The following is a 14,420-nucleotide window of genomic DNA, read 5'->3' as shown; positions in this document are numbered from 1 at the left end:
ATGCCCACGACGATCACACAGACGCCCACGGACGTGTCCGCCGGCTCGGCGACGGAGGCCGCCGCGCTCGGCGCAGCCACCACCATCGCCGCCCGCGGGGTGACGAAGCGCTACGGGAGCACCCGTGCGCTGACCGGGGTCGACCTGCACGTCGAGCGCGGGGAGATCCTCGGGCTCGTCGGTCACAACGGCGCAGGGAAGAGCACCCTGATGCGCATCCTCGCCGGGCGCGAGCAGCCCGACGATGGTGCGGTCATGGCCAGGGGCGCGACCCCCGGCCGGCCCTGGGATGCCGCGGCGGCCGCCGCCGCAGGCGTCCGCATGGTCTACCAGGAGCTCGCGCTCTGCCCCGACCTCACCGTCGCGGAGAACGCGTACCTCTCCGACCGCCGCGGCGGGTCCCCCTTCGGGTGGAGGGGCCGCGCGGAACGCCGGATCGGCGAGGTGCTGGACACCGTGTTCCCCGGGCACGGGATCGCGGTGGTCCGGCGCGTGGGCGAACTCACCCTGGCCCAGCGCCAGATGGTCGAGATCGCCCGCGCCCTCTGCACCGAGCGACTCGGCCTCCTGATCCTGGACGAACCGACCGAGTCGCTCGGTGTGGATGCGGCCGACCAGCTGTACGCGCATCTGCACCGGCTCACGGCGGACGGCGTCAGCGTGCTGCTCATCTCGCACCGCATGGCCGAGATCATCGCGCACAGCGACCGGGTCGCCGTGATGCGCGACGGCGCGGTCGCCGGGGTCTTCGCCGAGGCCGACGAGCGCTCGCTGCTGCAGGCGATGGGCGGCGACGTCCACGCGCCGGCGGCCGTCGAGGCCGAAGCCGACGCGCGCCCCGCCGGAGAGGTCGTCGCGGCCATCCGCGGGGACGGCATCCCCTTCGAGGTGCGCGCCGGCGAGATCGTCGGACTGGCAGGCCTCGCCGGGCAGGGCCAGGAGCGGATGCTCGGGCGGCTCTGGGCGGCAGGAGCACTCACCCGCGGAGTGAGCGCCCCGCGGCGCCGTGCCTACGTGCCGGGCGACCGGCAGACCTCCGGCATCCTCCCGCTCTGGAGCGTCGCCCAGAACCTCACCATCGCCGCCCTGCGCGGCATCAGCACCGCCGGAGTGGTCGACGGCCGCGCCAAGCGCGCGCTCGCCGCCCGCTGGATCGACGCGCTGAGCATCCGCGGCGCCGCCGCGACGCCGATCACCGCCCTCAGCGGCGGCAACCAGCAGAAGGTCCTGGTCGCCAGGGCCTTCGCGACGGATGCCGCGCTCGTGCTGCTGGACGATCCGTTCCGCGGCGTCGACGTCGCCACGAAGAGCGAGCTCTACACGCTCATGAAGTCGGAGGCCGCGGCCGGCCGCGCCATCGTCTGGTACTCCACCGAGAACGCCGAGATGGCCCACTGCGACCGCGTCTACGTGCTGCGCGCCGGCCGGATCGTCTCGGAGCTCGCTGGCGACAGCAACACCGAGGAGCGGATCATCGCCGACTCCTTCGAGGAAGGGACCGTCCGATGACCACCGCCACCACCGCCTCCACCCGGCCGAAGGGCGCCGGCACGAGCGCAGGACGTCCGGCGCCGGCGGTCCGCCTGCGCGCCGGTCTCGCCCACGGCTCGCCCGCGCTCCTCGCGCTCGTCGCCCTGGCCGTGATCGTGGCGATCGCCGCCGCCATCCAGCCGGGCATCCTCTCGGTCACCGGGCTCAGCCTCATGCTGATGTCGGCGGTGCCTCTCGCCTTCGCCGCCCAGGCGCAGATGATCATCATGTCGGTCGGCGACATCGACCTCGGCATCGGCAACCTGGTCGGGCTGGTGACCGTCATCGCCGCGACGCTGCTCGCGACCGACCCGCTGCTGGGCTTCGGGATGCTGGCCGGGGTCCTCGTCGTCTACGCCCTGCTCGCCGTGATCGTGCAGAAGCGCGGCGTCCCGTCGATCATCGTCACGCTCGGGATGTCGTTCGTCTGGCTCGGCATCGGCCTGCAGCTGCTGCCGACCCCGGGCGGCGCCACTCCGGAATGGCTGACCGCCATCGGGTCGTGGCGCAGCACAGTCGTCCCGCCTCCGCTGGTCTTCGTCGCCCTCGCGGCCCTCGCCGGCTGGTGGATCACGCGTCGGACGCGCGCCGGCGCCCGCATGCGGGCACTGGGCTCCAGCGCCGCGACGCTGGACAAAGCCGGATGGTCGGCGACCCGCACCCGCATGACCGCGTACGTGCTCGCCGCCGTGCTCATCCTGGTCTCCGGCCTCCTCCTCGCGGCGCAGACCCGGTCGGGCGACATCAACTCGGCGAGCAACTTCACCCTCACCACTATCGCCGCGGTCATCCTCGGCGGCGGCACGTTCTCCGGCGGCCGCGCCCTCCCCGTCGGCACCGCGCTCGGCGCCGTCACCCTCGGACTGATCTCCGTGCTGCTCAGCCTCGTCGCGCTCCCGTCGAGCATGCAGGCGGGCGCTCAGGGCGTGATCGTCCTCGCGGTCCTCGCCGGCCGCATCGTCACCGAGAGGTTCAGCCGATGACCACGTCCACTCCGACGCCCACCCTGTCGACGCCCGTCGTCGAGCCGCGCACCCGCTTCCACTGGCCCGCCTGGGGCTGGTCCCTGATCGGCGTGCTCGCCGTCTGGCTGTGCATCGTGGCCGTCCGGCCGGCGCAGCCGTTCGATCCGCTGGCCCAGGCCCTCTCGCTCGCCCCGTTCCTCGTGCTGGTCGCCCTCGGGCAGATGCTCGTCATCACGCTCGGCCCCGGCAACATCGACGTCTCCGTCGGCACCGTCGTCTCGATGGCGTCGTACGTCTCCGTCGGCGTTGGAGCGGCGGCCGGGCCGGTGCTCGGGATCGCGGCCGCGGCCGGCGCCGGACTCGCGGCCGGTCTGATCAGCGTCGTCGCCATCCTCGTGCTGCGGGTGCCTCCCATCATCGCGACGCTGGCCACCAGCCTGATCGTGCAGTCCGCGACGCTGCTGCTCGCGGACGCGAACCGCGCCTCCGCCGCGGCCGCCCTGCGCGGCTTCGTCAACGCGAAGGTCCTCGGCATCCCCGTCATCGCGCTGGTCGTGGCCGTCATCACCGTCGTCGTCGCCCTGGTCCTCTCGCGCACCCGGTTCGGCCTCTCGGTGCTCGCCGTCGGGCAGAGCCCGCGGGCCGCGGAGCGCGCGGGCATCCGCGTCTGGCGGGTGACCGCGATCACGTATCTCGTGAGCGGCGGCCTCGCCGGTCTCGCCGGGGGACTGCTCGCGGCCTTCATCTCGCCGAGCACGGTGCTCGGCTCCTCGTACATGCTCGACTCGGTCGCCGTGGTGGTGATCGGCGGAACGCTCATCTCCGGCGGCCGCGCGGTGCCCGTCGGCGCCTGGACCGGCGCGCTGTTCTTCGTGCTGCTGTCGGGCCTCCTCAACCTCGTCGGCTGGAGCGTCGGCGCCCAGAACATCCTCAAGGGCGTCCTCGTCGTCGCCGTCGTGGTGGTCTCCGCCGCCGCGACCGGCACCGGCCGTTCCAGCCTGGGGCGCCTGCGCGCCTCCCTGACCATGACCGCCAAGAAGAAAAGGAACACCCATGGCTGACCTCGAAGACCTCCGCGAAGGCACCGACTTCACCGGAGCCGCAGCTCCGGCGAGCGACACCGCCCTCAAGGGCGCCGCCGGGCTCGACTGGGGGATGCGCGCGCGACTCTCGCGCGTCTTCGACCCCGCAGACGGCAAGACGGTCATGCTCGCCTTCGACCACGGCTACTTCCAGGGCCCGACCTCCGGCCTGGAGCGGCTGGACCGCTCCATCGTCCCGCTCATCCCCCAGGCCGACGCCCTGATGTGCACGCGCGGCGCACTGCGCACCACCGTCCCGTCGAACGCGGGCAAGGGCGTCGTGCTGCGTGCGAGCGGCGGCCCCAGCGTGCTCGGCGACCTCAGCCAGGAGGACCTGGCCGTGAGCATCGACGACGCCGTGCGGCTGGACGCCGCCGCCCTCGCGGTGCAGGTCTTCGTCGGTGCGGAGAACGAGAGCAGGTCGGTGAAGAACCTGACGACGCTCGTCGACCAGGGACAGGCCGCCGGCATCCCGGTGCTCGCCGTCACCGCGGTCGGACGCGAGATGGTGCGCGACGCCCGCTACTTCCGGCTGGCGACGCGGATCTCGGCCGAGCTCGGAGCCGCCTTCGTGAAGACGTACTACGTCGAGGAGGGGTTCGAGACCGTCACCAGCGCCTGCCCGGTGCCGATCGTGATCGCCGGAGGCAAGAAGGTGGAGGAGAGGGAGGCGCTGCGGATCGCGTACCGCGCCATCCAGGAGGGCGCGGCGGGCGTCGACATGGGCCGCAACGTCTTCCAGTCCGAGCACCCGGCCGCGATGCTCGCCGCCGTGCGCGGGGTCGTCCACGACGGCCTCACCGCCGACGACGCGTACGCCCTCTACGAGCAGCTCTCCCACTGACATGCCCGCACTCACCACCTACACCCCCGAGATCCCGGCCGTCGACGTCGCGGTGATCGGCGCGGGCATCAACGGCCTCGCGGTCGCCCGGGAGGCCGCGGCGCGCGGGATGAGCGTCGCGCTCTTCGACCAGGACGACCTCGCCGCCCGCACCTCCGCGATCTCGACCCGGCTCATCCACGGCGGGCTGAAGTACCTGGAGCGGTTCGAGCTCAACCTCGTCTACGAGTCCATCCGCGAGCGCAACATCCTGCTCGCGAAGGCCCCGCACCTGGTGCACCCGTACCCGATGCTCATCCCGTTCTCGAAGCAGCAGAGCCGGCCCGGCTGGCTGCTCGCCTGCGGCCTGATGCTGCACGACGTGCTCTCGCTGGGCAAGCCGCTGCCGTTGAACCGGGTCGTGTTCCGCAAGCGGCTGCAGCGCGACTGGCCGGCTCTCGCCGACGCTGGTCTGCGCTGGGGCGGGCTGTTCCACGACGCCAACGTCCCGGTCACCGAGCGCCTCGCCGTCGAGCTGGCGGTGGACGCGCAGCGCCACGGCGCGATCGTGTCCACCCACTCCCGCGTGGAGTCGCTGGTCCGCACCGGCGGGCGCATCACCGGCCTGCGCTACCGCGACCGCGAGACCGGCGAGACGCGCACGGTTCCCGCGCGGGTGACCGTGAACGCGGCCGGCCCGTGGGTCGACCGCGTTCTCGACCTGGCCGGCGCCCACGACCGCCGCATGGGCCCGACCAAGGGCAGCCACCTGATCGTGGATGCGTTCCCCGGCGCCCCGGACACGTGCATCTTCTTCGAGTCGCCCGACGACGCCCGGCCCATGTTCGTGCTGCCGTGGGAGGACAAGTACATGATCGGGACGACCGACCTCCCGTACGACGGCTCGATCGACGACATCGTCATGGACGACGACGAGACCGCCTACCTGCTCGGAGCCGTCAACGCGCTCATCCCGCAGGCGGGGCTCACCCCGGGCGACGTGCTGTGGTCGTACTCGGGAGTGCGCCCGCTGCCGTACGTCGGCGAGCTGGACGACCCGTCGAAGGTCAGCCGCGACCACGAGATCGTCGTGCACACCGGTGCGGACGCCGGACTCGTGACCATCATCGGAGGCAAGCTCACCACGCACCGCGCGCTCGGCGAGCTCGTGGCGCGGAGGCTGGAGCGCGAGCTCGGGCGGCGACCGGGACCCTCACCGACCCGGGATGCGCGGCTCCCCGGCGCCCCAGACGGCGACTGGGCGCGGTTCCGGGCGGACTACCTCCGCCGCACTGCCCTGCCCGAGCGGAGCGCGGAACGCCTCGTCGACACCTACGGCACCGTCGCGACCGAGATCGAACGGCTGACGGTGGAGACCCCCGCGCTCGCGCAGGTCGTCGACCCGGACACCGGCGCCATCGCCGCCGAGGCGGTCCACGCCGTGCGCGAGGAGGGCGCCCTCACCCTGGAGGATGTCGTCCTGCGGCGCACGGCCGTCGCCCTCAACCGCGACGTCGGCCTCGCCGCAGCGCCCGCGATCGCCGCGGTGCTCGTCGCCCACTGCGGCTGGAGCGAAGAACAGGCGGAGGGCGAGCTTGACCGCTACCGCGCCGCGATGCGACGCTTCAAACCGCGCGCCCTGACCGCCGAGCGCGAGGCCGGAACCATGCGAGGAAGCACGGAATGAAGCACTGCCTGATCGGGATCGACGTCGGCCTCACCGCCGCGAAGGCCGCCGCCTTCGACGAGGACGGGCGCGAACTGCGCACGGTCTCTGCGGCGAACCCGCGCGTCGCGGTCGCCGCCGACCGGCAGGAGATCGACATGGCGGCGCTGTGGGAGGTCGTCGCCGGTGTGCTCTCCGACCTGACGGCCTGGCTGGACGCCGAGGGGTGGACCGTCGGCGGCGTCGGCGCGACCGGTCACGGCAACGGCCTCTACCTCGTCGACGACGCGCTGCGTCCCATCCGGCCGGCCTTCGCCTCCACCGACAGCCGCAGCGAGCGGATCGTCGCCGGGCTGGACGCCGAGGAGGTCGAGCGCGTCCGCCGGGTCACCGGCTCTGTGCCGTGGGCCGGCCAGCCCGGCGTGCTCCTGCGCTGGCTGCGGGACAACGAGCCGGACACCCTCGCCCGGGCCCGCTGGGCGCTCAGCTGCAAGGACTGGATCGTCGCCTGCCTCACCGCGACGGCGAGCGCCGACTACTCCGACGCGTCGGCCTGCGGTCTGGTGAACCTCGCCGAGCGGACGTATGAGCCTGCCGTGTTCGACCTGCTCGGCCTCCCCCGCACGCTCCGGTCCCTGCTGCCACCGCTCTCCCGTTCCGACGAGGTCGTCGGACGGGTCACCGGGCCGGCGGCCTCCGTCACCGGGCTGCCCGAGGGCACCCCGGTCGTGGCCGGCTGCATGGACTGCATCGCCAGCCCCATCGGCGCCGGGTCGACCGCACCGGGCGATGTCACCGTGATCGTCGGCACCTGGGCGATCAACTCCGTCGTGGTGCCCGCCGACTCGGAGCCGCCGCGCGTGACCCTCAACGCCCTGCTGCCCGACCCCCGCTACATGCTCGCTCAGGAGGTCGCCCCCACCTCCGCGGCGAGCGTCGAGTGGTTCTCCTCGCTCATGTCCTCCGTGGCCGTGGATGCGGTGAGCCCGCGCGACCTGCTCCACGCCGCCTCCACGGTCCCCGCCGGAGCCGAGGGGCTGCTGTTCCTCCCGTTCGTCCACGGGGCCCCGGAGCACCTCGGCGCCTCCGGCACGCTCCTCGGCGTGAAGGACAAGCACGGCTACCGCGAGATCGCCCGGGCCGTCGCCGAGGGCATCACCCAGTACCACCGCGTCCAGCTGGACAAGGTGCGGGTCAGCGGAGCGAACGTCTCCTCCGAGCCGTGGACGCTGGCCGGCGGCGGGGCCAAGAACCCGTTCTGGGCGCAGATGTTCGCGGACATCATCGGCCACCCGGTCCGCCGTCAGCTCGGCACCGAGCTCGGGGCGCGCGGCGTCGCCTCCCTCGCCGCGGCCGGCGTCGGCATCGACACCGCATCCTGGCGTGTCGACCCCGACCCGGCGCTGGTCGTGTCTCCCGGGGAGGAGCGCGCGGTGTACCGGGTGCAGGCCGACCGGTTCGATCGCACGCTCGCCGCGATGGGTGCCGTCTGGACGGAGGCGGCCCGATGACGCTCCCCCTCAGCGAACCCGGCGGCCTCGGCGCCGATGTGGATGCCGCCCTCGCCGACATCACCCGCGTCTCCCGTGCCCTGGGCGCCGACCCGGCGCTCGTGCTGCACGGCGGCGGGAACACCTCGATCAAGGCCGTCGGCCGGGACATCACCGGAGACCAGGTCGAGCTTGTCCTCGTGAAGGGCAGCGGCTGGGACCTCGGCAGCATCGAGCCGGCGGGATTCGCGCCGCTCCGCCGGGAGCGGCTGCTGCGCCTGCTCGCTCTCGACGAGCTGAGCGACAGCCGGATGGTCAACGAGGTGCGTCAGGCCTCGCTGGACGCGTCGGCCCCGACGGCGTCCATCGAGGCGCTGCTGCACGCCCACCTCCCTGCGCGCGTCGTGCTCCACTCCCACGCCGACGCGATCGTCGCGCTGACCGACCAGCCCGACGGCGTCCGGCACGCCGCCGAGGTGCTGGGCGACGGCGTCCACGTCCTCCCGTATGTGATGCCCGGCTTCCCGCTCGCACGCGCGGTCGCGGATGCTCCCCTGCACGGCGTGGATGCGCTCGTGCTCGCGAATCACGGACTGTTCACCTTCGCCGACGACCCCGACGACGCGCTCCGGCGGCACCGTGAGCTGGTGGCCCGCGCTTCGGCATCGTTCGGCGACCCCGCGTGGGGAGACGCCGGGCCGGCGGAGGAGCGAGCCGGATCGCCGCTCGAGCTGGCCGCTCTGCGCCGCGACGTCTCGCGCGCTGCCGGGCGCCCCCTGGTCGTGCGGCAGTCGCCCTCCTCCCGGGCACACCGGTACGCGCGGCGCTCCGATCTGGCCGCGGTGACCGGCCGCGGCACGGCGACGCCCGAGCACGTCATCCGCACCAAGCGGGTCCCCCTCCTCGGCCGGGATGTCGACGCCTACGCATCCGCCTACCGCGCCTACGTCGACGCACACAGGCACCGCGCCCCGGGCGACCTGGAGCCGATCGATCCGGCGCCCCGCGTCATCCTGGACCCCGAGCTCGGCCTCCTGACCGCCGGCGTCTCGCGGGCCGCCGCCGACGCGGTGCACGATATCGCGCTGCACACCATGGACATCGTCGAGGCGGCCGACCGCCAGGGCGGGTACCGCTCGCTCGACGACCCCCTCACCTTCGACATCGAGTACTGGGAGCTGGAGCAGGCGCGTCTGCGGTCCGGCGCCTCCGGCCGGCCGCTGGACGGCGAGGTCGCGCTGGTGACCGGCGCGGCCTCGGGGATCGGCAAGGCCACCGCCGCCGCGCTCCTCGCCCAGGGCGCGTCGGTGGTCGGTGTCGACCTCAGCCCGGGCGTGGTGGATGCGTTCGCCGGGCCCGCCTGGCGCGGTGTCGTCGGCGATGTCTCCGACGCCGACGTGATCGACCGCGCCATCGCGTCCGCCGCGCGCGAGTTCGGAGGGCTGGACATCCTCGTCGTCGCGGCCGGGATCTTCCCGTCCGCCGAACCCCTCTCCGGGTTCGGCGACGACGTCTGGGAGCGGTCGCTGCGGGTCAACACGACGGCCGTCGCCCGGGCACTGCGCGCCGCGCATCCCCTCCTCGCCGTCGCGCCGCGTGGAGGCCGCGTCGTGCTGGTGTCGACCAAGAACGTCGCGGCGCCGGGCCCGGGGGCGGCCGCCTACTCCGCGAGCAAGGCGGCCGCCGCGCAGCTGGCCCGCGTCGCCGCGCTGGAGTGGGCGGCCGACGGCATCCGCGTCAACCAGGTCGAGCCGGACGGCGTCTTCGACACGGCCATCTGGACTCCGGAACTGCTGGCCGACCGCGCCGCCCGCTACGGCCTCACCGTGGAGGAGTACCGCACCCGCAACCTCCTCGGCGTCGAGGTGACGAGCGCGGTCGTCGCGGAGGCGGTGCTGGTCTTCGCCGGCGGCCTGGCGGCCACGACGGGAGCGCATCTCTCGGTCGACGGAGGCAACGACCGCGTCGTGTAGCGCAGCTGTCGCGCCATTCATCGACGGGTGGAGTCAATCCGAGAAGATTCTCCTGTTGGATTCGTGCAATGGAAGCGGCCTAGCATCGCGGTGACCACGCTTCAGCGGTGCGAAAGGAACGACAGTGCAGTTCAGGTACCTGGGAAACTCCGGCTTCAAGATCTCCGAGATCACCTACGGCAATTGGCTGACCCACGGCTCCCAGGTGGAGAACGACACGGCCGCCGCGTGCGTCCGCGCGGCCCTCGACTCGGGGATCTCGACCTTCGACACGGCGGACGTCTACGCGAACACGATGGCCGAGACGGTCCTGGGCGAGGCCCTCGCGGGCGAGCGCCGTGCCTCGCTGGAGATCTTCACCAAGGTGTTCGGACCGACCGGGCCGAAAGGCCACAACGATGTCGGCCTCTCGCGCAAGCACATCTTCGAGTCGATCGACGGCTCCCTCTCCCGCCTGCAGACGGACTACGTGGACCTGTATCAGGCCCACCGGTACGACCACGAGACCCCGCTGGAGGAGACGATGCAGGCGTTCGCCGACGTCGTCCGCGCGGGCAAGGCGCTCTACATCGGCGTCAGCGAGTGGACGGCCGACCAGCTCCGGGCGGGACACGCGCTCGCGAAGGAGCTCAACATCCAGCTGATCTCGAACCAGCCGGAGTACTCGGCGCTGTGGCGCGTGATCGAGGCCGAGGTCGTGCCGACCTCGAAGGAGCTCGGCATCTCGCAGGTGGTCTGGTCGCCGGTCGCGCAGGGCGTGCTGAGCGGCAAGTACCGCCCGGGCGCCCCGCTGCCCGAGGGCAGCCGCGCCACGGACGAGAAGGGCGGGGCGGGAGCCGTCAAGCGCTGGCTGACGGACGACGTGCTCACCCGCGTGCAGGAGCTGACCCCGATCGCGCAGGAGCTCGACCTCACCCCCGCGCAGCTCTCCGTCGCCTGGGTGCTGCAGAACGACAACGTGGCGACCGCGATCATCGGCGCCTCCCGCCCCGAGCAGGTCGTGGAGAACGTGAAAGCCTCCGGCGTCACCATCCCCTCCGAGTTGCTCGCCCGCATCGACGAGGTGCTGGGCGACGTCGTCGAGCGCGACCCCTCGCACACGCACGAGCGGTCGCCCAAGACCCGGGAGGCCTGAGCCGCGGGTCGGCCGCGGCGCACGCGCTAGCGGAACGCGACGCTGAGGTTCAGGCTCGTGTCGCGCAGGAGCATCGTGTCGCCGCGGCGCAGTGCATCCCACCATCAGAGCGCCGAGGAGAGCGAGCGCCGCCCCGGCTGCCGGCGTCCTCCGACGCATCCCCCGCATCACAGCTACACGCTGCCGGGTGCACCGCGCGAACGCAATGGCCGACCCGCTCGTCCGGTGACTGGGTGAGAGCATTCGCAGACGCCGACCCGACCGGAAAGACACGGGGCGAAGCACTGCGTGGCTACGCTGTCCACGCCTGCCAGGCTCACACCGCCGGGTACACCTCCCCTCGGGGCGCCATCACGAGAAGGACAGGTCGACCATGACCGACGAGACTCCGTCGTTTCCGCCCGACGGCACGCCGCGCGACGATCAGCCGACGCTGCCCCCGCCCTTCCCGGGCGCCCTCCCGGGGATCCCTGCGCCCGAACGGCTGCCCTTCAGCAAGCCGGCGATCTGGGGCTTCGTCATCGCCTGCGTCAGCCTGTTCGTCTTCGGCTTCATCGGAGCCCTCGGTGCTGCCATCTCCGCACGCGGCTTCCGTGCCGCCCGGCAGGGGATCGTCCGTGGCCGCGGGCTCGCGATCGCCGGCATGATCATCGGGACGGTCGGATTCCTGTACTACGCGGTCGTCTTCATTCTGACGCGCTTCCACTAGGGCCCGGAGCCCAGCCCCGATTTCCGTCCTTGCCAGCCGTCGGCCCGGCGAGTTGAATGTGCGCGTCCAACCGTGTGGCGAGGAACGTGCTCACCTCCCCGCCAGACGGCGGAGCGCACCCCTGGGGAGGGTCGGTGACGAGAACAGACGAGACAGCACCGCGGGAGGCCGCACCCGTCGCGAAACTGTCCATGCTGACGATGACCGGGATGGTCGTCGGGTCGATGGTCGGAGCTGGCGTGTTCTCGCTCCCGCGTCGGTTCGCGCAGGAGACCGGAGTCGCCGGCTCGTTGATCGCCTGGTCCATCGCGGGCGTCGGGATGCTGATGCTCGCCTTCGTGTTCCAGATGCTCGCCAACCGGAAACCGGAGCTCGACGCCGGCGTGTACGCGTACGCGAAAGCCGGCTTCGGCCAGTTCCTCGGCTTCTTCTCCGCGATCGGCTACTGGGCGAGCGCCGGGATGGGACTCGTCTTCTACTGGGTCTTCATCATGTCGACCATCGGCGCGGTCGCCCCTGCCCTGGGTGACGGTGACAGCCTCCTCGCGATCGGGATCTCATCGATCGGGCTCTGGGGATTCTTCTTCCTGATCCGCCGCGGCATCAAGGAAGCGGCGGTCATCAACCGCATCGTGACCGTGGCGAAGCTCGTCCCGATCATCGTCTTCATCCTGCTCTGCCTGTTCGTGCTCAAGCCGGAGGTGTTCGCCGAGAACTGGGGAGGGGCCGACTATGCCGGGTCGCTGTTCGACCAGGTGACCGGCACCATGCTGGTGACCGTCTTCGTCTTCCTCGGCGTGGAGGGGGCGAGCGTCTACTCCCGTCACGCCAAGCGGCGCGCCGACGTCGGCAAGGCGACGATCCTCGGGTTCCTCAGCGTCTTCGCCATCTTCGCGTCGGTGACCCTCGTGTCGTACGGCGTGCTGCCGATGGGCGAGATCGCGCAGCTGCGGCAGCCGTCGATGGCCGGCGTGCTGGCCGCCGCCGTGGGCCCGTGGGGCGCGTGGTTCGTCAGCATCGGACTCGTCGTCTCGGTGCTGGGCGCCTACCTGGCCTGGTCGCTCATGGCGGCGGAGGTGCTGTTCGTCGCCGCCAAGGACAACGACATGCCGCGCTTCCTCTCGCGCTCGAACGCGGCCGACGTGCCCGTGCCCGCCCTGCTGATGACGGCGATCTTCGTGCAGGTGATCCTGGTGATCACCTACTTCTCGCACGACGCCTTCAACCTGGCACTCGATCTCACCAGCGCGCTGACGCTCATCCCCTTCTTCCTGGTCGCCTGTTACGCGTTGAAGCTGGTCATCACGAGGGAGACCTACGGCGACGCCCCGCGAGGCTGGGGGCGCGAGACGACCATCGCCGTGCTCGCGACCCTCTACGCGGCGTACCTCATCTTCGCGGCCGGCGTGACCTTCGTGCTGCTCTCGTTCATCATCTACGCGCCGGCGACGGTGCTGTTCGTCATGGCGCGCCGTGAGCAGGGGCGGCGCGTCTTCACCGGTCGAGAGCTGATCATCGTCGCCGTCGCGGTCATCGGCGCGGTGACGGGCATCGTCGCTCTCGCCGCCGGCTGGATCAGCATCTGAGGTATCACCCAAGGAGGAACGATGACGGATTCATCCCCAGCGCGCACGTACGGCGTCCATTCCGAGGTCGGCCGCCTGCGGAAGGTGCTGGTCTGCTCGCCCGGGCTCGCCCACCACCGGCTGACGCCGAGCAACGCCGACGACCTGCTCTTCGACGACGTGATGTGGGTGGACAACGCCATCCGGGATCACGCCGCATTCGTCACCGACCTGCGCTCGAACGACGTCGAGGTGGTGGAGTTGCACGACCTCCTCGCCGAGACGGTCAGCGACCCGGACGCGAAGTCCTGGCTGCTCGACCGCAAGATCGTCGCGGGCGAGGTCGGCCTCGGCCTCATCGAGGGGACGCGCGCGTACCTCGACTCGCTCGCTCCCTCCGAACTCGCCCGCTACCTGATCGGCGGACTGGCCACCTCCGACCTTCCCGACGACTACCGGACGGACTACGTCGCCCTCGCCCGGGAGTCCACCGGCGTCCGCGAATACCTGATGCCTCCCCTGCCGAACACGCTGTACACCCGCGACACCACCTGCTGGATCTATGGCGGAGTGACGCTCAACCCCCTGTACTGGCCGGCTCGTCACGACGAGACGCTGCTGATGAAGGCCGTCTACGGCTTCCACCCGGACTTCCGCGACGCCACCGCCTGGTGGGGCGACCCGGAGGCGGATTGGGGGCAGGCGACCCTCGAAGGCGGCGACGTCATGCCGGTCGGCAACGGCGTCGTCCTGATCGGGATGAGTGAGCGCACGTCCCGGCACGCGATCACGCAGGCGGCCGCAGCGCTCTTCGCGCAGGGCGCCGCGACGCAGGTCATCGTCGCCGGGATGCCGAAGCTCCGCGCAGCCATGCACCTGGACACCGTATTCACCTTCGCCGACCGCGACATCGTCACCCTCTACCCGAAGATCATGGATGCCGTTCACACGTTCACCCTCGTCCCGGACGACGCCCCTCCCGGCCTCCGGGTTATCGACCACGGCGACCGCGCCTTCGTGGACGTCGTCGCGGAGGCGCTCGGCCTTCCCCGGCTGCACGTCATCGAGACCGCCGGCGACAACTACGAATCGGAACGCCAGCAGTGGGACAGCGGCAACAACGCCGTCGCTCTGCGCCCGGGCGTGGTCTACGCGTACGACCGGAACACGGCCACCAACGCGCTCCTGCGCGACGCAGGTGTCGAGGTCATCCCGATCGTCGGAGCGGAGCTCGGCCGGGGACGCGGCGGCGGCCACTGCATGACGTGCCCGATCATCCGCGATCCGGTGGAGTTCTGACCCCGGTAAGAGGCGCGCGCGATGGCGAGACCCTCGTCCGAAGGGGGACAAATGACCCCCGTTTTGGTGTCCGCACGTTGGAGGACATGCGGGTAGTTTTGGGCTACCGGTGAACCCGAATCACCGGCCGCGAACGCATGAGGCCGCCAACCCGACATCCCGGTGGCCCACGCGAGCGCCTTC

11 protein-coding genes are annotated in these 14,420 nt (G+C 71.8%); all 11 read left to right on the top strand.

All coding sequences use genetic code 11. The annotated features are described in order from the left end of the window. Positions 1-1,509 carry a sugar ABC transporter ATP-binding protein gene (locus BLW09_RS00680; RefSeq protein ID WP_089907211.1) on the top strand — a complete coding sequence of 503 codons (1,509 nt, stop codon included), beginning with the start codon at positions 1-3 and terminating at the stop codon, positions 1,507-1,509. Further along, the gene (locus BLW09_RS00675) at positions 1,506-2,513 is read left to right on the top strand and encodes an ABC transporter permease (protein ID WP_089907209.1); all 1,008 of its coding nucleotides are present in this window, start codon (positions 1,506-1,508) and stop codon (positions 2,511-2,513) included. Before BLW09_RS00680 ends, BLW09_RS00675 begins: the two co-directional genes overlap by 4 nt. After that, complete coding sequence (locus BLW09_RS00670; RefSeq protein ID WP_089907208.1) at positions 2,510-3,556, top strand: ABC transporter permease; 1,047 nt, start codon at positions 2,510-2,512, stop codon at positions 3,554-3,556. Before BLW09_RS00675 ends, BLW09_RS00670 begins: the two co-directional genes overlap by 4 nt. Then, the gene (gene lsrF, locus BLW09_RS00665) at positions 3,549-4,421 is read left to right on the top strand and encodes a 3-hydroxy-5-phosphonooxypentane-2,4-dione thiolase (protein WP_089907206.1); all 873 of its coding nucleotides are present in this window, start codon (positions 3,549-3,551) and stop codon (positions 4,419-4,421) included. Before BLW09_RS00670 ends, lsrF begins: the two co-directional genes overlap by 8 nt. Position 4,422: 1 nt before the next feature. After that, positions 4,423-6,087 (top strand): glycerol-3-phosphate dehydrogenase/oxidase, encoded by a 1,665-nt coding sequence (locus tag BLW09_RS00660; RefSeq protein WP_089907204.1) that lies wholly within the window; start codon positions 4,423-4,425, stop codon positions 6,085-6,087. After that, positions 6,084-7,577 (top strand): FGGY-family carbohydrate kinase, encoded by a 1,494-nt coding sequence (locus BLW09_RS00655; RefSeq protein ID WP_089907202.1) that lies wholly within the window; start codon positions 6,084-6,086, stop codon positions 7,575-7,577. The genes BLW09_RS00660 and BLW09_RS00655 overlap by 4 nt, the downstream gene beginning before the upstream one ends. Further along, the gene (locus BLW09_RS00650; protein ID WP_089907200.1) at positions 7,574-9,529 is read left to right on the top strand and encodes an SDR family NAD(P)-dependent oxidoreductase; all 1,956 of its coding nucleotides are present in this window, start codon (positions 7,574-7,576) and stop codon (positions 9,527-9,529) included. The genes BLW09_RS00655 and BLW09_RS00650 overlap by 4 nt, the downstream gene beginning before the upstream one ends. Positions 9,530-9,653: 124 nt before the next feature. Next, positions 9,654-10,664, top strand: a complete 1,011-nt coding sequence (locus BLW09_RS00645; RefSeq protein ID WP_089907199.1) for an aldo/keto reductase family protein — start codon at positions 9,654-9,656, stop codon at positions 10,662-10,664. A 373-nt stretch (positions 10,665-11,037) separates the two neighbouring features. Continuing rightward, positions 11,038-11,373: a DUF4190 domain-containing protein gene (locus BLW09_RS00640; RefSeq protein WP_089907197.1), complete on the top strand. Its 336-nt coding sequence runs from the start codon at positions 11,038-11,040 to the stop codon at positions 11,371-11,373. A gap of 134 nt (positions 11,374-11,507) precedes the next feature. After that, positions 11,508-12,959, top strand: coding sequence for a basic amino acid/polyamine antiporter (locus BLW09_RS00635; protein WP_331712808.1), 1,452 nt, complete (start codon positions 11,508-11,510; stop codon positions 12,957-12,959). A 21-nt stretch (positions 12,960-12,980) separates the two neighbouring features. Continuing rightward, positions 12,981-14,237: an arginine deiminase gene (locus tag BLW09_RS00630; protein ID WP_089907191.1), complete on the top strand. Its 1,257-nt coding sequence runs from the start codon at positions 12,981-12,983 to the stop codon at positions 14,235-14,237. Positions 14,238-14,420 lie beyond the last annotated feature (183 nt).

The organism is Leifsonia sp. 21MFCrub1.1 (assembly GCF_900107895.1).
Lineage (GTDB): Bacteria > Actinomycetota > Actinomycetes > Actinomycetales > Microbacteriaceae > Leifsonia > Leifsonia soli.
Note: the sequence above shows the minus strand (reverse complement) of the source record. Positions and strands in the feature narration are given on the sequence as shown.

Bases quoted from the DNA above. Each gene is read 5' to 3' on its own strand.
- BLW09_RS00630 (WP_089907191.1), top strand. From the start codon at position 12,981: ATGACGGATTCATCCCCAGCGCGCACGTACGGCGTCCATTCCGAGGTC.
- BLW09_RS00660 (WP_089907204.1), top strand. From the start codon at position 4,423: ATGCCCGCACTCACCACCTACACCCCCGAGATCCCGGCCGTCGACGTC.
- BLW09_RS00670 (WP_089907208.1), top strand. From the start codon at position 2,510: ATGACCACGTCCACTCCGACGCCCACCCTGTCGACGCCCGTCGTCGAG.
- BLW09_RS00680 (WP_089907211.1), top strand. From the start codon at position 1: ATGCCCACGACGATCACACAGACGCCCACGGACGTGTCCGCCGGCTCG.
- BLW09_RS00650 (WP_089907200.1), top strand. From the start codon at position 7,574: ATGACGCTCCCCCTCAGCGAACCCGGCGGCCTCGGCGCCGATGTGGAT.
- BLW09_RS00640 (WP_089907197.1), top strand. From the start codon at position 11,038: ATGACCGACGAGACTCCGTCGTTTCCGCCCGACGGCACGCCGCGCGAC.
- BLW09_RS00655 (WP_089907202.1), top strand. From the start codon at position 6,084: ATGAAGCACTGCCTGATCGGGATCGACGTCGGCCTCACCGCCGCGAAG.
- lsrF (WP_089907206.1), top strand. From the start codon at position 3,549: ATGGCTGACCTCGAAGACCTCCGCGAAGGCACCGACTTCACCGGAGCC.
- BLW09_RS00675 (WP_089907209.1), top strand. From the start codon at position 1,506: ATGACCACCGCCACCACCGCCTCCACCCGGCCGAAGGGCGCCGGCACG.